Annotated in this window: 16 protein-coding genes and 1 pseudogene; 4 read left to right on the top strand and 13 right to left on the bottom strand. The window is 58.3% G+C overall.

Annotation, left to right across the window (positions count from 1 at the left end; genetic code table 11):
- Nucleotides 1–16: 16 nt before the first annotated feature.
- The 5 genes from AC2FLP_RS12535 to AC2FLP_RS12515 are packed head-to-tail and all read right to left on the bottom strand — an operon-like array spanning nt 17 to nt 4,507.
- Nucleotides 17–1,306, bottom strand: coding sequence for a TRAP transporter large permease (locus AC2FLP_RS12535; RefSeq protein WP_496684789.1), 1,290 nt, complete (start codon nt 1,304–1,306; stop codon nt 17–19).
- A complete protein-coding gene (locus tag AC2FLP_RS12530) occupies nt 1,307–1,894 on the bottom strand; it encodes a TRAP transporter small permease (RefSeq protein WP_496684787.1) in 588 nt (195 codons plus the stop codon). It abuts the gene before it with no gap.
- A gap of 53 nt (nt 1,895–1,947) precedes the next feature.
- Entirely contained in the window at nt 1,948–2,463 is a 516-nt protein-coding gene (locus AC2FLP_RS12525) for a flavin reductase family protein (protein WP_162896908.1), read from the bottom strand.
- Nucleotides 2,463–3,353: an aldo/keto reductase gene (locus AC2FLP_RS12520; protein WP_299897874.1), complete on the bottom strand. Its 891-nt coding sequence runs from the start codon at nt 3,351–3,353 to the stop codon at nt 2,463–2,465. Before AC2FLP_RS12520 ends, AC2FLP_RS12525 begins: the two co-directional genes overlap by 1 nt.
- Complete coding sequence (locus tag AC2FLP_RS12515; RefSeq protein WP_299897871.1) at nt 3,353–4,507, bottom strand: LLM class flavin-dependent oxidoreductase; 1,155 nt, start codon at nt 4,505–4,507, stop codon at nt 3,353–3,355. Before AC2FLP_RS12515 ends, AC2FLP_RS12520 begins: the two co-directional genes overlap by 1 nt.
- A 105-nt stretch (nt 4,508–4,612) precedes the next feature.
- Here AC2FLP_RS12515 and AC2FLP_RS12510 point away from each other — a divergent pair, with 105 nt between their 5' ends.
- Nucleotides 4,613–5,323, top strand: coding sequence for a GntR family transcriptional regulator (locus tag AC2FLP_RS12510; protein ID WP_496684784.1), 711 nt, complete (start codon nt 4,613–4,615; stop codon nt 5,321–5,323).
- A 12-nt stretch (nt 5,324–5,335) separates the two neighbouring features.
- Entirely contained in the window at nt 5,336–6,433 is a 1,098-nt protein-coding gene (locus AC2FLP_RS12505; protein ID WP_496684782.1) for a Gfo/Idh/MocA family protein, read from the top strand.
- A gap of 181 nt (nt 6,434–6,614) precedes the next feature.
- Here AC2FLP_RS12505 and AC2FLP_RS12500 read toward each other — a convergent pair.
- Nucleotides 6,615–6,827 (bottom strand): annotated as a pseudogene (locus tag AC2FLP_RS12500) (hypothetical protein); the annotation flags it as partial.
- Nucleotides 6,828–7,074: 247 nt separating this feature from the next.
- Nucleotides 7,075–9,360, bottom strand: a complete 2,286-nt coding sequence (locus AC2FLP_RS12495; RefSeq protein WP_496684780.1) for an adenosylcobalamin-dependent ribonucleoside-diphosphate reductase — start codon at nt 9,358–9,360, stop codon at nt 7,075–7,077.
- Nucleotides 9,361–9,489: 129 nt separating this feature from the next.
- On the opposite strand from AC2FLP_RS12495, the gene AC2FLP_RS12490 reads away from it, so the two are divergent.
- A complete protein-coding gene (locus AC2FLP_RS12490; RefSeq protein ID WP_299897859.1) occupies nt 9,490–9,921 on the top strand; it encodes a DUF1489 family protein in 432 nt (143 codons plus the stop codon).
- Here AC2FLP_RS12490 and hisG read toward each other — a convergent pair whose 3' ends face one another.
- Genes hisG through hisS form a run of 3 tightly spaced genes read right to left on the bottom strand, consistent with a single transcriptional unit; the run spans nt 9,922 to nt 13,187 of the window.
- Nucleotides 9,922–10,611: an ATP phosphoribosyltransferase gene (gene hisG, locus AC2FLP_RS12485; RefSeq protein ID WP_117873089.1), complete on the bottom strand. Its 690-nt coding sequence runs from the start codon at nt 10,609–10,611 to the stop codon at nt 9,922–9,924.
- A complete protein-coding gene (locus AC2FLP_RS12480) occupies nt 10,608–11,696 on the bottom strand; it encodes an ATP phosphoribosyltransferase regulatory subunit (protein ID WP_496684778.1) in 1,089 nt (362 codons plus the stop codon). Before AC2FLP_RS12480 ends, hisG begins: the two co-directional genes overlap by 4 nt.
- 3 nt (nt 11,697–11,699) lie before the next feature.
- Nucleotides 11,700–13,187: a histidine--tRNA ligase gene (gene hisS, locus AC2FLP_RS12475; protein ID WP_496684776.1), complete on the bottom strand. Its 1,488-nt coding sequence runs from the start codon at nt 13,185–13,187 to the stop codon at nt 11,700–11,702.
- 129 nt (nt 13,188–13,316) lie between these two features.
- Between hisS and AC2FLP_RS12470 the strand changes: the two genes are divergently transcribed.
- Nucleotides 13,317–13,511 carry a SlyX family protein gene (locus AC2FLP_RS12470; RefSeq protein WP_117873086.1) on the top strand — a complete coding sequence of 65 codons (195 nt, stop codon included), beginning with the start codon at nt 13,317–13,319 and terminating at the stop codon, nt 13,509–13,511.
- 4 nt (nt 13,512–13,515) lie between these two features.
- Here AC2FLP_RS12470 and AC2FLP_RS12465 read toward each other — a convergent pair whose 3' ends face one another.
- The 3 genes from AC2FLP_RS12465 to dnaE all read right to left on the bottom strand — a co-directional run bounded on the left by AC2FLP_RS12465 (nt 13,516) and on the right by dnaE (nt 17,709).
- On the bottom strand, nt 13,516–13,884 hold the full coding sequence (locus AC2FLP_RS12465; RefSeq protein WP_299897847.1) for a hypothetical protein: 369 nt from the start codon (nt 13,882–13,884) through the stop codon (nt 13,516–13,518).
- Between the two features lie 16 nt (nt 13,885–13,900).
- Nucleotides 13,901–14,119: a YMGG-like glycine zipper-containing protein gene (locus AC2FLP_RS12460; RefSeq protein WP_170346894.1), complete on the bottom strand. Its 219-nt coding sequence runs from the start codon at nt 14,117–14,119 to the stop codon at nt 13,901–13,903.
- An 89-nt stretch (nt 14,120–14,208) separates the two neighbouring features.
- Nucleotides 14,209–17,709 carry a DNA polymerase III subunit alpha gene (dnaE, locus tag AC2FLP_RS12455; RefSeq protein ID WP_117874021.1) on the bottom strand — a complete coding sequence of 1,167 codons (3,501 nt, stop codon included), beginning with the start codon at nt 17,707–17,709 and terminating at the stop codon, nt 14,209–14,211.
- Nucleotides 17,710–17,903 lie beyond the last annotated feature (194 nt).

Below are 17,903 nucleotides of genomic sequence, written 5' to 3'. Positions count from 1 at the left end.
TCCCTGTGGAACTTGGTTAGTTGGCAAATCCCGTTATCCTCGGGATCGTCATGGATAGTGCGGGGATATACGTGATCAGGAAGATCACGATGATTTCGACCGCCAGGAACGGCAGGATCGCCTTGGCGATGGTTTCGACCCGTTCGCGGGATACGGCTGCTGCCACAAACAGCACCAATCCCATCGGTGGTGTGGCGAGGCCGACCGTCAGGTTGACGCTCATGATGATGGCGAAATGGATCGGGTCGACGCCGAGGCTGGTGAAGATCGGGCCAAGGATTGGTCCAAGGATGATGATCGCGGGGCCTGCGTCCAGGAACATGCCGACGATGAACAGTAGCAGGTTGATCAGGAACAAAAGGATCAGCGGGTTTTCTGACAGGCTGAGGATCAGCGAGGCCAGTTGTTCCGGCGCATGGCTGAGGCTGACAACCGTCTTGAACGCCATTGCCCCGCCGACCAGCAGAAGAACAACGGCTGAGGTCATGCCTGCGTTGCTGAGCACCTCGGGAACTTCTTTCCATGTCAGTGTGCGCAGGACGAAGAAACCGATGATGAAGGCATAACCCACGGCGACTGCCGCAGCCTCAGTTGGCGTGAAGATACCACCCAGAATACCGCCCAGAATGATCACCGGTGTCATAAGTGGGAAGAAGGCCTTCAAACTGGCCTGACGCCGCTCGGACCATGTGTATTTGCGGCTGGCGACGGGGAAGTCGTAGCGGTCGGCCATCAGTTTGATCATCAGCATCAGACCGACTCCGACCATCACGCCCGGAACGATACCCGCAAGGAACAATGCGGCCACGCTTTCGCCCATCACATAGGCATAGATGATCATTATGCCCGAGGGCGGAATGATCGGCCCGATCACGGAACTCGCCGCCGTGATCGCGGCGGCAAATTTGCGGGTGTAGCCCTGTTTCTCCATCGCCGGGATCAGCATTGATCCCAAAGCGGAGGTATCAGCAACGGCAGAACCGGACAGGCCCGCGAACAGGATCGAACTGAGGACGTTCACATGCGCCAGACCACCGCGCAGGTGGCCCATCAAAGCCTGGGAAAACTCGACGAGGCGGATGGTTATGCCGCCTCGGTTCATGAGCTCTCCTGCCAGCATGAAGAACGGGATAGCCATCAGAGGGAAGCTGTCCATGCCGTTATAGACATTGCGATAGAGCAGCGTGATGTCGTTCGTCTGGCCGTTCAGCCACAGCAGGATTCCGGGCGCCGCGAGCAAAGCGAAAAAGACCGGCAGGCCGATCAGCAGGAAAATCAGGAAAGTGGGCAGAAACCAGATCAGCATTTATTCGACCCCCACTGCCGCATCGGGAATTTCCGGCAACAGGTGGCCGCCGCCCAGCAAAGTGATGAAGGATCGCAGGATCAGCTCGATATTCACCGAGATCAGCAGGATGATCCCCACCAGCAGCGATGCCATCATCCAACTGCGCGGAATGCGATACCATTCGTCGAACCCGAAAGAGGTGGGCAGATACAGCGCGGCAGTGGCGAATTTGCCGCCAAAGCCGGTAACCTCGGACCAGCCGATGTTGACTGCGACCACCAAGACGGAGAGCGCGATCAAAAGCAGGAACAGATTCAGCGTTTGGCCGATGACGCGGGGAAGGAAGCGTTCCAGCATGTCTATGGCCACAAAGCCACCGCGCCGAAAGGCGGTGGGCGCCATAAGACCGGTCATCCACAACATGCAGAACCGCGCGGCCTCATCCGGCCAGGGCAGAGCGTTGCCCAGAACGTATCGGAAGAACACCTGGATAAGAATTGCGATAACCATGAGCGCAATCGCAACAACACCAACCGCGCGGCCCAGACGCAGCACGGTTTCATTCACGAATGCAATCGGCGCAAGCACCGATGCCAGTCCGCTCATGCGGATCCTCCCTTGTTCAGCCGCGGGTATGTCCCACGGTCGTCAAATCGCGCTTAGGCTTTCGCGAATTGGCCGAGTTTCCCAGCATAGAAGGTCAGCGCGTCTCCATCGGACATGCTGGCCTTGAGAACCTTTCCAACTACAATAACGTGATCGCCTGCATCGTGATACGCGTGCTGTTCGCATTCGAACCGAGCCAGGCAGTCCGCCAACACCGGTGTCCCATTCTCACAGCGCTCGTGGTTGATGTCCCGCAGTGCAAAGGCGTCTTTCGAGCAGCCGAAGCACAGCTCGGCCTGTTCCGAGGACAGCACGTGGACGCTGAAATGACGGGCTTTGTGGAAATAGGGGAAGCGGCGCGAGTTGCGGTCTCCGGCCCACATGATCAGCGGTGGGTCGAGCGATAGGGACGAAAAGCTGTTCGCGGTGATGCAGACCGGCCCGTCCGCGCTGTCGCAAGTGACGATGGTGACACCGGTCGCAAAGCGGCCGAAGGCATCGCGCAAGGTGCGGGTGTCGTCCTTTTGAGGAACGAAGGTGTGGGTCATGTCCTTTGAGATTGCGTTCATCATGGAACCTCGTGCCCCAGTGCCGCCTCGTACAGGCGGAACCAGCTTTCCCGATCCAGTTTGACTTTCAATGCGTCCGAGGCGCGTTTGATCCGGTCCATACTGTTGGTGCCCAGAACCGGCAGGATGTTGGCCGGATGGGCCAGCAGGAACGCCACGGCGACGGCGGCGCGATCCACGCCGAACTCGGCTGCGATTTCATCAGCGACGACCCCAACCGGTGGGTTTCCGGCCATCAACAGACCTCCACCCAGCGGCGACCATGCCATCAACGGATGGCCATGCTGTTGGTGAAACGCCAGGTCTCCGTTGGTGAAGGGGCTGATCTCACCGAGAGAGATTTCGATCTGGTTGGTGACCAACTGCGTTTTCATCGCCGATTGCAGCAACGACCAATCCCACGGGCGGAAGTTGGACACACCGACGGCGCCGACCTTGCCACTGGCAACAACCTCATCCAGAGCTGCTCCAGTTTCATGGTGGTCCATCATGGGATCTGGGCGGTGGATCAACAGCAGATCGATGTGGTCAATCGCCATTTCCGACAGCGACGTGTCGACCGATTTCAGAATGTGGGCGCGCGAGGTGTCGTAGTATTTTACTTTCGCATCTGCGTAACGGCCAACCGGCGCGACGATGTCACATTTGGTGACAATTTCCATCTTCTGACGCAGGCTTGGATTGGCGCGCAGGGCCGTGCCCAGCACAGCCTCGGCCTGGTAGAGGCCATAGATGTCGGCCTGATCGAAGGTGGTGATGCCCTGATCTAGGCAGGCCTGAATCTTGGCCTCGACATGGCCCGCGGACGTGTCACTGTCATCGCCCAACCGCCACATGCCATAGACAAGGCGGCTCATTTCCAGCGAGTCAGATAGTTTCACACGTTGCATCAGCGGCGTTCTCCGTTGCCCAGCGGTGTGGCCGGGGTCGCATTTGGAACCCTTCCGTAAGCTTTGGGAAGGGAACAGGTTTTCAGGTTCGGCAACACGCGGGCGCCGAAATGACGGGCTTCGTCCAGATGCGGGTAGCCCGAGAAGATGAAGGCGCGGATGCCCATCTTCTGGTATTCCTCGATCTTCGACATAACCTGATCGGTTGATCCGACCAGAGCGGCACCGCAGCCAGACCGCGCCCGGCCAACACCGGTCCAGAGGCTGGGTTCGACATAGCCGTACTCATCCGCCAGGTCGCGATTCCTGGCCTGATGCGCCACACCCAGCGAGGTCGAATCCAGCGCCCGTTCGCGGATGGCGCGACCGTATTCGTCGTCCAGCTTCGAGACGATGTAATCCGCGTATTCCCGCGCCTCGGCCTCGGTATCGCGAACGATCATATGGACACGCAGGCCGTAATCCAGCGTGCGGTCGTAGTTTTCAGCGACGGCGTGAACAGCCTTCATCCGTTCAGCCAGTTGGTCCTTGGTTTCAGGCCACATCAGATAGACATCGCAGTGCTCGCCACACAGATCCAAAGCGGAGGGAGAATAGCCGCCGAAATAGAGTAGCGGCCCTCCAGTCTGGTATGGCTTGACTGGATCAGTGGTCATGCCCGAGAATTTATAGACTTCGCCTGCATGATTGATCTCATCCTGCGTCCAGGCCTGTTTCAGAATCTCCACCACTTCGCGCGAACGTTGATAGCGAAACGCGCTGTCGGCTTTCTCACCGGGAAAGTCGGATGAGATGATGTTAACCGTCAACCGCCCCTTCAGCATGTGATCCAGCGTTGCGATGGTGCGGGCCAGCATGATCGGTTGCATCTCACCACAGCGTACGGCGGCCAGCAGGTTGATCCGGTCGGTGATCGGAGCGCAGCCGGCGACAAAGCTCAGCGTGTCTTGACCGACCTGATAGGAGGACGGGCAGAGGATGTTGCGAAAACCCTGCGCTTCGGCCTCTTTCACAATGTTCGAACAATGCTCCCAACTCGACCGCAGGTCGCCATCGGGAACGCCAAGGAACTGGTAATCATCCGAGCACAGCGCGGCAAACCACGAAACTTCGGCCGCATCCAGATCGGGGGATGTGATGGGGACGATGCTCATTTGATTCACGCTCCGTACATCTTTGACTTTCCTCTTGCGTAGCAATCGCTTTGATGTAGATCAATAGTGTATCAATTCTTCCTGCGGCCGAGTGAAGCGTCTACTGTGCCTGTGTCCAACCGAAACCAAAATGCCCTGCCGGTATATATTCAGATCGCGGAACTTCTGATCCGTGACATCGCGGCTGGTCGCCTTATTGAAGGTGAGCGCTTGCCACCCGAGCGCGAGATGGCCGCGGAGTTGAATGTCTCGGTTGGAACGCTGCGAAAATCGCTCTCTGAGCTAGAAAAAAAGGGGATGTTGGAGCGTATCCAAGGCTCGGGCAACTACATCCGCGAGACCGGCACACAAAACAGCGTCTATGCAATGTTCAGGCTGGAACTGCCTGAAGGAGGTGGCCTGCCACGTGCAGATATCCTGTCGGTTGACCATCTGAAGAAGCCAGTCGAACTGCCAAAATTCGGTGCTTCTGATGCCGGTTCGCGTGTCCGGCGGATGCGCTACCTGAATGATACAATCATCGCTGTCGAAGAAATTTGGCTGGACGAATCAGCCGGCCTAATCGACCAGAGCCTGCTGTCCGACTCGCTCTATCGCTATTATCAGCACCAATTGGGCTTTTGGATCGCAAGGGCCGAAGACAGAGTCTCGGTCCGTCCTCTACCGGACTGGACGCCCCCAGACTTCACCAAACCATCGGGCCAAGCGGTAGGTTATATCGAGCGGTTCAGCTGGTCGGAAAGCGCCGAACCCGTTGAATTCTCAAAAACATGGTTCGACCCGGATCGGGCCAACTACGTTCAACGTCTGAAGTAAAAGGAATCGCACATGACCCGGACCATCAATTACGGGCTGATTGGATGCGGAATGATGGGGCAAGAGCACCTGCACAATATCGGATTGCTGGAAGGCACCAGTGTGGCTGCGATCTTTGAACCAGATCAGGAGATGGCAAAAGCCGCTAAGGCAATTGCGCCAACTGCAACCATGGTAGGTTCCGTGCAAGAGCTTCTAGCGGTAGAGGAGCTGGACTGCGTCGTCATTGTCAGCCCGAACCATCTTCATGTGGACCAGATCTGCGAAATCGCTGAAACACGTCCACTACCGCTTTTGGTAGAAAAGCCATTGTTCACCGACCCGCAAGACATGCCGCGACTCGAGCAGTTGCAGCGCGACTACACCTGCCCGATTTGGGTTGCGATGGAATACCGGTACATGCCCCCCATTGCTGCTCTGATCGAGAAGGCTGAGGCGACAGGTGGGGTAAAAATGCTATCGATCCGCGAGCATCGTTTTCCATTCCTGGACAAGGTCGGCAACTGGAACCGGTTCAACCGAAATACTGGTGGTACTTTTGTCGAGAAATGCTGCCACTTCTTCGACCTGATGCGTCTGATATTGCAATCCGATCCGGTGCGTATAACGGCAAGTGGTGGGCAGGCGGTGAACCATTTGAACGAGAGTTACGACGGTCAAACCCCAGATATTCTGGATCACGGCTATGTTCTGGTCGACTTTGCTTCGGGTGCGCGCGCGATGTTGGAACTTTGCATGTTTGCCGAAGGCTCACGCTATCAAGAAGAAATATCGGCCGTCGGACCGGACGCCAAGATCGAGGCATTGGTGCCCGGACCCGGACGATTCTGGCCCGATCATTTGGGAACCCCGCCACTGCCGCAGTTGCTCCTGAGCCCGCGCAATCCCAAAGGTCCGGTATCAATGGACGTTCCGGTGGAACCCAACCTTTTGGCGGCCGGGGATCACAATGGGTCGACCTACTATCAGCATAAAGGGTTCCTGGCCGTGCTTCGTGGCGAAAAGGCAAAACCGGATGTGAGTTTGAAGGACGGCCTCTGGGCCGTTAGGATGGGGCAAGCGGCACAACAAGCAATAGAAACTGGTGAAACGGTTTACTTGATCGATTGATTGGGGCCGGAGTCACGGATGCGGGTTTCAACCGCTAAAAAGCCCCATTGTTGCAGGCAGTGTCAGTCATCGAACGATTTGGAACACGAGCGTTTGATTGGTTTAGGGAGCGACTCCGGCTCGTTGCAGTATAGGGCGGCAAGGCCAGACTTTGGTCTTGACCCCAGAAACTGGTCCGAACTCAGTGCAATATTTTGGGTGCAATTCTGGCAGCAGCGGCCCTGTGCGGCCTCATCTGACTGGTCCAGTTTGATTGTAAGTGCATCATCGGCCTGTAATCCACCGGGATGATGGTTTCGGGCGCTGGCGGGCGATAGCCCAGAACACTAAGGGGGCGTTTTGTTTTACAGTGTCTCCTCCGTTGTTCGATTAAGGTTTTTGCTTCGCGTAACGCAGCTGCGGCGGATATGGCGATGCGTTTTTATACCAAAGACAAACATCGTTTTTCTCGGTGGCTTCAAGTGGAGGCCGGGAATTGTATGACCCCAAACGAATGCGCCGACCCTCGCAGATCGGCGCATTTCACTTTTAATGATTTCAATGGCTTAAGTCGCAGTGGAAGAAACGGACCTGAAAAGTGGCAGACAATTCAGCCAAAGCAGCTCTGAATTGCCCGTCCTTTCATAACTGGACTAAGAAAACTAACCTGAACACTTCGAATGCCCACAACTGCGACACGTCATGCAGCCCTCGATCATCACCATGTCGTACTGGCCGCAGGACGGGCAGGCCTTGCCGCGCGGCGCGTCCATGTTAACCACCTGCGCCTGCGGGTCGGACTTCAAGCCCATGCCCTCACCCTCGAGGAACTCAATCGCGATCAGGTGCTGCTCGATCACGCCACCGATCGCCGCCAGGATCGACGGGATGTATTTGCCCTTCACCCACGCACCACCACGCGGGTCGAACACGGCTTTCAGTTCTTCTACCACAAAGGACACGTCCCCGCCCCGCCGGAATACGGCCGAGATCATCCGGGTCAGCGCCAATGTCCAGGCGTAATGCTCCATGTTCTTCGAGTTTATGAACACCTCGAACGGACGCCGCCTGCCGCCGATGACGATGTCGTTGATGGTCAGATATATCGCGTGCTCGCTGTCGGGCCATTTCAGCTTGTAGGTCGACCCTTCCAGCGACTGCGGCCGGTCAAGTGGCTCGGACATATAAATGACGTCTCCGCCATCCACCTCGTGCGGAGCATCCGCGCTTTCGCCCGGCACCTTGTCATCGCTTTCCGAAACGGTCAGAACCGAACCGGTCACATCATTCGGGCGATAGGTGGTGCAGCCCTTGCAGCCCTGATCCCAGGCTTGCATGTACACGTCCTTGAAGGCGTCGAAAGAGATGTCCTCTGGGCAGTTGATCGTCTTCGAGATCGAGCTGTCGATCCATTTCTGCGCTGCCGCCTGCATCTTGACATGCTCGGTCGGCGTCAAGGTCTGGGCGTTCACGAAATAGTCGGGCAAATCCTTATCGCCAAACGTGTCGCGCCACATCTGCACGGCGTAATCTACCACCTCTTCTTCGGTGCGCGATCCGTCCTTTTGCAGAACTTTACGGGTATACGCATAGGCAAAGACCGGCTCGATCCCTGACGACACGTTGCCCGCATAAAGGGAAATCGTTCCTGTGGGCGCGATCGACGTCAGCAGAGCGTTGCGGATACCGTGCTCGCGGATGGTATCCCGGACATCGTCATCCATCTGCTGCATGGTGCCGCTGGCCAAGTATTTCTCGGCGTCGAACAGGGGAAACGCCCCTTTTTCCTTTGCCAAGCCCACCGACGCCAGATAAGCGGCGCGCGCGATCGCGTGCAACCAGCGCTCGGTCTGACGCGCCGCCTCGTCGGAGCCATAGCGCAGGCCCAGCATCAGCAGCGCATCCGCCAATCCAGTCACGCCCAATCCTATACGGCGTTTATCTTGCGCCTCAGCCTCTTGCTCGGCCAGCGGAAATTTTGACGCATCAACGACATTGTCCATCATCCGAACAGCCGTGGCGACAAGTTCTTGCAGGGCCTCTTCATTCAAACGGGCGGTTGCTTCAAACGGTTCAGACACCAGGCGCGCCAGATTGATCGAACCCAAAAGGCAGGCCCCGTAAGGCGGCAACGGCTGCTCGCCACACGGGTTTGTGGCCGCGATGGTTTCAACGTAGCTGAGGTTGTTGGCTTGATTGATCCGGTCGATGAAGATCACGCCCGGCTCGGCAAAATCATATGTCGCCTGCATGATCTTGTTCCACAGATCACGCGCCTGAACGGTATGATAGACTTTGTCACCAAACACCAGTTCCCACGGTCCATCAGCCTTGACCGCCTCCATGAACGGATCGGTCACCAGCACAGACATGTTGAACATGCGCAGGCGGGCGGGGTCAGACTTGGCAGTGATAAACTGTTCGATATCCGGGTGATCGCACCGCATGGTCGCCATCATGGCGCCCCGGCGCGAGCCTGCCGACATGATCGTGCGGCACATGGCATCCCAGACATCCATGAAGCTCAGCGGCCCCGAGGCATCCGCCGCGACGCCTTTCACGTCAGCGCCACGCGGCCTGATGGTCGAGAAATCATAGCCGATCCCCCCACCCTGCTGCATGGTCAGCGCGGCCTCTTTCAGCATGTCGAAAATGCCGCCCATGCTGTCGGGGATCGTGCCCATCACGAAACAGTTGAACAGTGTCACCTGCCGCGCGGTGCCCGCACCCGCAGTGATGCGCCCGGCGGGCAGGTACTGGAAATCCTCCAGCGCCTCATAGAATTTCTCTTCCCAATGCTTCGGGTCTTTTTCCACGCGCGCCAGATCGCGGGCAATGCGCCGCCAACTGTCTTCGACCGTCTGATCGATGGGGGTGCCATCCGCCTGCTTAAAGCGGTACTTCATATCCCAGATCTGCTCGGCGATGGGGGCGGCAAAGCGACTCATTGGTGATTCCCTGTGCTGAAAGAGGTATCCAGACTACCCCAAATCACATGCTCACCACAACACCTTGATGACGCCGGGAACCAAGCTACAATATAAAGATCAACGTCGGGACGACTCTGTGGGAAAGCTGTGGATAATTACGTAAACCTCCTAAAACTGTCCGTTGGTTCGGAAAGTGTCGGTACGTTGATGGCCTGGCAGGACAGCCGCATGTCTCTTTACGAGGACGGCTTACCACGCCACGTCACACGTATGTGGCCCAAGCGCGAAGCCGAAATACTCAACGGCGGATCAATTTACTGGGTCATCAAAGGTGTAATCCAGTGTCGCCAGAGAATCCTGCGGCTGGATGAAGTGATCGGAGACGATGGTGTCCGCCGATGTGCCATTGTACTGGACCCCAAGCTATACCGCACCCAGAACGCCCTGAAACGCCCGTTCCAGGGGTGGCGTTATCTCAAGCCAGAAGATACACCAGCCGATTTGCCCAAAAACCGCGAGCAGGACGACGCCCTGCCCGACGATCTGAACCGCGCCCTGGCAGAAATAGGCGTGCTGTAATTACCGCAGCCGACCCAGCAATTCGGACAGGGCTGCTTTTTCTGCCGCGTCATATTTTGCAACCCGACTGCGCCACAACGTGGCCTGCGATTGCAGGATCAGACCGTCCGAGAGGATCTTCAAATGGTTGGCCCGCAGGGTCTCTCCGGTCGAGGTGATATCGGCAATTGCTTCGGCGGTTTCATTCATCACCGTGCCTTCAGTCGCACCTTGGCTGTCGACCAGCGTGTAATCGGCCACGCCCGCTTCTGTCAGGAATTCCCTAACCAGACGGTGGTACTTGGTGGCAATCCGCAGCCGGTGGCCGTGGGTCTTGCGAAACGCAGCAGCTGCCGCGTCCAGGTCATCAAGCGTATCGACATCGACCCAACACGCCGGGGTCGCGATGATCAGATCAGCTTTGCCGAAGCCAAGCCGCGAAACCTCTTCAACCTGCTGTTCCCAGCGCGGCAGTTTCTCGTGCACCAGATCGATCCCGGTAACACCCAGATGAATCCGCCCCGCCGCCAGTTCACGCGGGATCTCCCCCGCCGACAGCAGGATCAGAGAGACACCGTCGATCCCTTCAACCTTGCCTGCGTATTCCCGATCCGACCCGCTGCGTGACAAGGTGATGCCGCCTTTTTCGAACCACGAGAACGTCTTTTCCATCAACCGGCCCTTCGAGGGCACACCCAGTTTCAGGCTCATACTGCACCTTCCTCGATCTCCAGCATCAAATCGGGGCGCAACACACCACCAACTGCCGGGATTTCGTCCCCGTTGCCCAATTGGCGGGTCAGCGCGTCATAACGCCCGCCCGTGGCGATCGGAGGCAGGTCAGGCCGACCTTCCGCGTAAAAACCAAATACGAACCCGTCGTAATACTCCATCGACGTCCGGCCGTAGGCGGCCTCGAAATCCAGCCGATCCACATCGACGCCACGCGCCTGCAGCGCAGCCACGCGCGCCTCCAAGCGGTCCAGAGCGGGCGTGATCTGCGGCAGGTCCACTGCCACGTCGCGCAGCTGTTCCAGCGCGAATGGCATGGTCTCGCGCACGTTCAGCAACGTTTCCAGCCCTGCAAGTTCATTGTCTGAAATCGGCGGGGTATCGCGGTCTTCGCGCAGCGCCTCGACCCGCGCTGCGATTTCAGCTGCGCGGCGCTTGCCGATCATAGGGGCATCAAACGCCATCGGATCGGCTGCGTCCAGTAGCGCGTTGCGCCCTTCCAAAGGCGGCTTGCGACCTGCAAACCGATCCAGCAACATACGGAATCGGCGCGGTCTCCACAGGTGTCGCATCAGCGCTGCCTTGCGACGGTCGGTCGTGCGCAGCCCCTCGACAGCGGCGGTGAGGATACCGATATCCCCTGTCGCCGCCCGCAGAGGCAACCCACGCAACTGCAGTGCCATCAGCGAAAACACCTCGGCATCCGCCCCGGCTGGGTCTTCCCGATCAAAGACCTCATAGCCCACCTGAATATATTCGTTGGCGCGATCGGGGTCATGCTCCTGACGGCGGAACACTTCGCCCGAATAGGTATAGCGCGCGGGCTCAGCGCCTTCGTTCATGTGCATCTGCACGACAGGCAAGGTGAAGTCCGGGCGCAGCATCTGTTCACCGCGCAGCGCATCAGACGTGACATAGGCGCGGGCCCGGATGTCTTCACCATAAAGATCCAAAAGCGTTTCCGCCGGTTGCAACAGGGGCGTGTCCACCACCTGAGCACCCGCAGCTTCAAACCGGACACGCATCATCGCGGCGCGGGCCTGTATCTGTGAACGGTTGGGCATGTGTCAGTCCTGACTGTCCAGAATTTCACGCACCTTGGCGACCAGTTCGCCGCGCGGCACTTCGAACTGGCTGGGGCGTTCCTTCCATTCTTCTAGCGTTGCGCTTTCGGCAATTTTGGCGCCAAGGATCAGGTCCTTGATCTGGACGATACCATTGACTTTTTCATCGCCGCCCTCGATCACCGCAATCGGAGAGTTCCGTTTATCCGCATATTTCAGCTGATTGCCGAAGTTCTTGGGGTTACCCAGATAGACCTCGGCCCGAATACCGGCATTGCGCAGTTCCGTCACCATCGCCTGATAGTCGGCCATCCGGTCGCGATCCATAACGGTCACGACTACAGGACCCGTGGCCTGCGCGGCGATCCTGCCTTTTTCGCGCAGCGCGGCCAGCAGACGGTCGACACCGATAGAGATGCCGGTCGCTGGCACTTCCTGGCCGGTGAAGCGCTTGACCAGGTCGTCGTAACGGCCGCCGCCCGAGACCGATCCGAACTGCCGCTTGCGGCCCTTTTCATCGAAGATTTCAAAGGTCAGCTCGGCCTCATAGACCGGACCGGTATAATAGCCCAACCCCCGGACGACCGAAGGATCAATCTCGATCCGGTCCGCACCATAGCCACCGGCATCCAACAAAGTGCCGATCTGTTCCAATTCCGCGATCCCATCCGCACCGATCTTGCTGTCGCCCACCGCAGCGCGCAGATTGGCCAGCGTTCCGGCGGTATCCAGAGCCTTAGATGTCAGGAAGGCAATCACCGGTTCAGCCTGATCTTTACTGAGCCCTACACCGTCAATGAAGGCGCCCGAGGCATCCAGGCGGCCCTTGGTCAGCAACTCGCGCACACCCTGCTCACCCACCTTGTCGAACTTGTCGATGGTGCGCAGAACGTTGTCTCGGGCGGCGGTTTCTTCGCCCAAGCCCATCGCTTCGAGCACGCCGTTCAGAACCTTGCGGTTGTTGACCCGCACCAGATAATCGCCGCGCGGTATGCCCACGGTTTCCAGCGTATCCGACAGCATCGCGCAAATCTCGGCATCCGCCGCCATCGAGGCCGTACCAACCGTGTCTGCATCGCATTGATAGAACTGACGATAGCGCCCCGGTCCAGGCTTTTCGTTGCGCCAGACCGGACCCATCGCATAGCGGCGATAGGGTGTGGGCAGGTCGTTGCGGTGCTGCGCGTAAACGCGGGCCAGAGGTGCGGTCAGGTCATAGCGCAGGGCCATCCAGTCGCCATTGCCGCCATCATCGAATTCCTGCCATGCAAAGACGCCCTCATTCGGGCGATCCACGTCGGGCAGGAACTTGCCCAGCGCCTCGACTGTCTCGACCGCACTGCTTTCCAACGCGTCGAACCCGTAACGATGATACACGCCCGCAATCGTCCGCAGCATCTCGGTGCGCTGCGTGACTTCCTCGCCGAAATAGTCACGGAACCCTTTCGGCGTGACGGCCTTGGGGCGGGGCTGTTTCTTGGGCTTGGCCATTTGGGGCGTCCTTGGGAGAGTCCTTGTTCCGCGCGCGGTCTATCCCATGGCCCGCATCGGGGCAAGGCGCGCTTTCTCTGGCCTTGGGCCGACTGTGTCGCTATGACCAGCGCAGGACAGGAGTCAATTATGCAGCATCTGGAAGAAGAGATCGCCCATCTGACCCGTATCGTGGACGAGTTGAACACAGTCGTCACCAGACAACAGTCGGAAATCGACCGGCTGACCCATCGGGTTGAAATGCTGTTGCAGCGAGAAGCAGAACGGGCGCAGGAAGGATCCGGCGGCATAATCCTTGGTGACGAACGGCCGCCTCACTACTGATACATTACAGCCCCAGTGTCGATTTTACAGCATTGTCCACGACACCACCCAACAAGGCGTTTTCGTCCCCGGCACAACCCTCTTTCAAAGCGGCCACAAAGGTTTCGCGCAGAGCGGCCTTTTCCTCGTCCGAAGTCGCGTGGGCCTCGATATCGACCTGTCGGTTGTATAGCGACAGGGCCGTCATCTTCCCAACTACGTCCAGAATGTATTCTTCGTTCCCATCAGCCTCTTCGACAACAGAAGCGCAGGTGTGATACATCAGCGGCAGCGCGTTCTGCATCATCTGTTCGGCTTCCTCGTCAGCAAAGGCCAATCCGGGGGCTGCGATCAGAAAGGCGGAGGCCGCTAGCTTCAGCGAATTCATACGCATCTTCGTTCTCCTCCACTCACTTGGAATTTGCGCCGATCAGCGCACCAGCCACTGCACCTGCGGCAGCACCCTTGCCGTCGCCGATCAGGGCACCGACACCTGCGCCGATCACAGCGCCTTTGATCGTATTTTCCTTTTTCTTGTCATCCGCCAGCCCAGCTGAAGCCGAAACCAAAGCCAGCGATGCCGCTGCTACAAATACAATCTTTCTGAACTTGAGACCCGCTATTGCCATAACTGCGCCCTCCCGTGGCATGACCTAATGACATCTCTCTCTGTCAGGTCAGCCTAGCGAGGCGCTAATCAACTGGCAACAAAGCGGTATCAGATCTCTTCGACGGTCATCACGCCCTCCAGCGATTTGACCGCGCCCTTGATCTGAGGGTTGATCGGGAACTCGCGCCCCAGATCCATTTCGACATCGCCGGGCAGGCTTGGGTCCAGCAACATGAACTGGATTGGCCCCCGTGCAGCCCCTTTCGCGGCAGAGGCGGCGTCTTCCAGCACCTTGGCGACCGAAGGCACAGCCTGCGCTTCGTCAACGTAAATTCGCAGCCCGGTTGCCCCGGCCTCGGCCACAAGGGAATCCGCCGGGCCAACCGAGCGGCCCAGCAGCTTGAGCTGATCGGCTTCCATCGTCGCCTCGGCGGTCAGAACCACCTGCGCACCGGTTTCCAGAAACTCGCGGCACTTTTCCAATGTGTCCGAAAACAGCGTCACCTCATATGCGCCGGTGGGATCAGACAGCTGAGCGAAAGCAAAGCGGTTGCCCTTGGCCGATTTCCGCTCCTGCCGCCCGGCGACAACCCCGGCCATCTTGGCGATCAGCGGACCAGACCGGGCCTTTTCCGTAACCTCATCCAGCGTCATCACCTTTTTTCGTTTCAGCGCAGGCATGTAATCGTCCAGCGGGTGCCCTGAGAGGTAAAAGCCGATGGCCTTGAATTCTTCGCTGAGGCGCTCGGCCGGCAGCCAGTCCGGCGTCGGCGACAGGCGTGGTTCAGGCAGGTCGTCTCCGGCCTCACCGAACAAAGACACCTGATTGGAGTTTTTCTGTTCATGGATGGCCGCCGAATACTGTACCAGGCGGTCAAAGCTTTCGAACACGCGGCGACGGTTCTTGTCGAGCTCGTCAAAGGCCCCGGCACGCGCCAACATTTCCAGCGGACGTTTGCCGACTTTTTTTAGATCCACTCGGCGGGCAAAGTCGAACAGATTGACAAACGGCTTGTCGGCGCGCCCTTTAACCACAAGATTCATCGCCTCGACGCCCACGTTTTTCAAAGCGCCCAGCGCGTAAACCAGTTTGCCGTTCACAACGTCAAACGTCGACAGTGAGCGATTCACGCATGGCGGCACGTAGGGCAATTCCAGTCCCTTGCGCACTTCTTCGAAATACACCGCCAGCTTGTCCGTCAGATGGATATCGCAGTTCATGACACCGGCCATGAACTCGACCGGGTGGTTCGCCTTGAGCCATCCGGTCTGATAGCTGACCACCGCATAGGCCGCGGCGTGGGATTTGTTGAAGCCGTAGTTGGCGAATTTCTCCAGCAGGTCGAATACTTCGGAGGCCTTCTTGGCATCCACGCCGTTCTCACCTGCGCCCTTTTCGAATTTTGGGCGTTCGGCGTCCATCGCCTCTTTGATCTTTTTACCCATCGCGCGGCGCAGCAGGTCGGCGCCGCCCAACGAGTAGCCCGCCATGACCTGCGCGATCTGCATCACCTGCTCCTGATAGACGATGATGCCCTGCGTTTCCTCAAGGATATAGTCGATCAGAGGATGCACGGACTCGATCTTGCGTAATCCGTTCTTGACCTCGCAATAGGTCGGGATATTCTCCATCGGGCCGGGACGATACAGCGCCACAAGAGCCACAATATCCTCGATGCAGGTGGGTTTCATGCGCTTGAGTGCATCCATCATGCCCGAACTTTCAACCTGGAACACCGCCACGGTCTTGGCTGCTGAGTAAAGCTTATATGTCGCCTCATCATCCAGCGGTATGGCGTTGATCTGGTTTTCGGCCCCCTCAGCGGGTTCATAAAGCTCGGTGCCATCGGCGGCGATGTGCAATGGACGCCCAGACTTGAAGATCAGGTCCATTGCGTTCTGGATCACGGTCAGCGTCTTCAGGCCCAGAAAGTCGAACTTCACCAGCCCGGCCTGTTCAACCCATTTCATGTTGAACTGGGTCGCGGGCATATCGGAACGCGGGTCCTGATAGATCGGCACCAGCGCATCCAGAGGCCGGTCGCCGATCACCACCCCTGCCGCGTGGGTCGAAGCATTCCGCAACAGTCCCTCGACCTGCTGGCCGTAGGTCAGCAACCGGTCGACCACCTCTTCCTCGCGCGCGGACTCGCGCAGGCGTGGTTCGTCTTTCAGCGCCTTTTCGATGGAGACAGGTTTCACTCCCTCAACCGGGATCATCTTTGACAGGCGATCCACCTGCCCATACGGCATTTGCAACACCCGCCCGATATCGCGTACAGCGGCTTTTGACAGCAATGCGCCGAAAGTGATGATCTGCCCCACCTTGTCGCGCCCGTATTTTTGCTGAACATAGCGGATCACCTCTTCGCGGCGGTCCATGCAGAAGTCGATGTCGAAGTCGGGCATCGAGACCCGCTCGGGGTTCAGGAAGCGTTCGAACAGCAGGCTGTAGCGCAGCGGATCAAGGTCGGTGATCGTCAACGCATAGGCAACCAGCGATCCCGCACCCGATCCCCGCCCCGGCCCGACGGGAATGTCCTGATCCTTGGCCCATTGAATAAAGTCCGCAACGATCAGGAAGTAACCAGGGAAACCCATCCCTTCGATGATGCCCAGTTCGAAATCCAGCCGTTCCTGATACTCTTCAGGCGTCACGGCATGCGGGATCACCGCCAGTCGTTTCTGCAAGCCCTCATTTGCGATGCGACGCAGTTCGGCAACCTCATCATCAGCGAATTTCGGCAGGATCGGGTCGCGTCGATAGGCCATGAACGCGCAGCGTTTGGCGATCTCGACGGTGTTTTCGATGGCCTCGGGCAAGTCGGCGAACAGGGTCGCCATCTCTTGTTGTGACTTGAAGTAATGCTGAGCCGTCAGGCGGCGGCGGCCTTCCTGCTGGTCGACATAGGCCCCTTCCGATATGCAGATCAGCGCGTCGTGAGCTTCGTACATGTCCGGTATCGGGAAATAGACGTCATTCGTGGCGACCAGCGGCAGGTTCTTGGCATACGCCATCTCGATATGGCCACGTTCGGTCAGTCTCTCTGCCTCGGGCTGGCCATCCTCACCCGGATGGCGCTGGAGTTCGATATAAAACCGGTTAGGGAACATTGCCGCGAGCCGGTCGACCAATGCTTCGGCCGCAGGACGCTGGCCCTGTTGCAGCAGCATCCCGACCGGGCCGTCGGGTCCACCGGACAGGCAGATCAATCCTTCAGATCGTTCAGCCAATTCTTCCAAAGTGACCTGAGGCAGTTGCCCGCCCTTGTCCACGTAGAGACAAGTGCTGAGCTTCATCAGGTTTTCGTACCCGGTCTCGGACTGCGCCAGCAGCACCAGAGGCGCGGGTGTCTTCGGCTTCTCGCCGGGCTGGGCCTTGACATAGGTCAGATCAACCTGGCACCCCATGATCGGCTGCACCCCGGCCCCGCTTGAGGTGACCGCGAATTCCAGCGCCGAAAACATCGAATTGGTATCCGTCACGGCAACGGCTGGCATCTCCATCTTCTCGCACAGACCCGGCAGCTTTTTCAGCCGCACGGCGCCTTCCAGAAGGGAATATTCAGTGTGAACGCGGAGGTGAATGAATCGTGGAGAACTGCTCATAACGCCCAAGTTACTCCAGCCGGCTGCGCGACAAAAGGCAGAACCGCGCCACGTTTGCCGCAAAAATATCGCCATTTATTATTCGGCTTTTTCAGAAGGTGCTTCGGGATTGACTGGGCGCCGCAATCAAAAACCGCTTTATTTACAACTGGCTGCCTATTAATCAGACAAGACGGTAACAGACCGTGGACGTG

The sequence above is a fragment of the Ruegeria sp. CDSA141 genome, from assembly GCF_059612005.1.
The sequence above is the reverse complement of the archived record's forward strand: the minus strand, read 5'-3'. Positions and strand labels throughout refer to the sequence as shown.

Coding starts and splice junctions, on each gene's coding strand:
- AC2FLP_RS12535 (WP_496684789.1), bottom strand. CDS start 1,306: ATGCTGATCTGGTTTCTGCCCACTTTCCTGATTTTCCTGCTGATCGGC.
- AC2FLP_RS12530 (WP_496684787.1), bottom strand. CDS start 1,894: ATGAGCGGACTGGCATCGGTGCTTGCGCCGATTGCATTCGTGAATGAA.
- AC2FLP_RS12525 (WP_162896908.1), bottom strand. CDS start 2,463: ATGAACGCAATCTCAAAGGACATGACCCACACCTTCGTTCCTCAAAAG.
- AC2FLP_RS12520 (WP_299897874.1), bottom strand. CDS start 3,353: ATGCAACGTGTGAAACTATCTGACTCGCTGGAAATGAGCCGCCTTGTC.
- AC2FLP_RS12515 (WP_299897871.1), bottom strand. CDS start 4,507: ATGAGCATCGTCCCCATCACATCCCCCGATCTGGATGCGGCCGAAGTT.
- AC2FLP_RS12505 (WP_496684782.1), top strand. CDS start 5,336: ATGACCCGGACCATCAATTACGGGCTGATTGGATGCGGAATGATGGGG.
- AC2FLP_RS12495 (WP_496684780.1), bottom strand. CDS start 9,360: ATGAGTCGCTTTGCCGCCCCCATCGCCGAGCAGATCTGGGATATGAAG.
- hisG (WP_117873089.1), bottom strand. CDS start 10,611: ATGAGCCTGAAACTGGGTGTGCCCTCGAAGGGCCGGTTGATGGAAAAG.
- AC2FLP_RS12480 (WP_496684778.1), bottom strand. CDS start 11,696: ATGCCCAACCGTTCACAGATACAGGCCCGCGCCGCGATGATGCGTGTC.
- hisS (WP_496684776.1), bottom strand. CDS start 13,187: ATGGCCAAGCCCAAGAAACAGCCCCGCCCCAAGGCCGTCACGCCGAAA.
- AC2FLP_RS12470 (WP_117873086.1), top strand. CDS start 13,317: ATGCAGCATCTGGAAGAAGAGATCGCCCATCTGACCCGTATCGTGGAC.
- AC2FLP_RS12465 (WP_299897847.1), bottom strand. CDS start 13,884: ATGCGTATGAATTCGCTGAAGCTAGCGGCCTCCGCCTTTCTGATCGCA.
- AC2FLP_RS12460 (WP_170346894.1), bottom strand. CDS start 14,119: ATGGCAATAGCGGGTCTCAAGTTCAGAAAGATTGTATTTGTAGCAGCG.
- dnaE (WP_117874021.1), bottom strand. CDS start 17,709: ATGAGCAGTTCTCCACGATTCATTCACCTCCGCGTTCACACTGAATAT.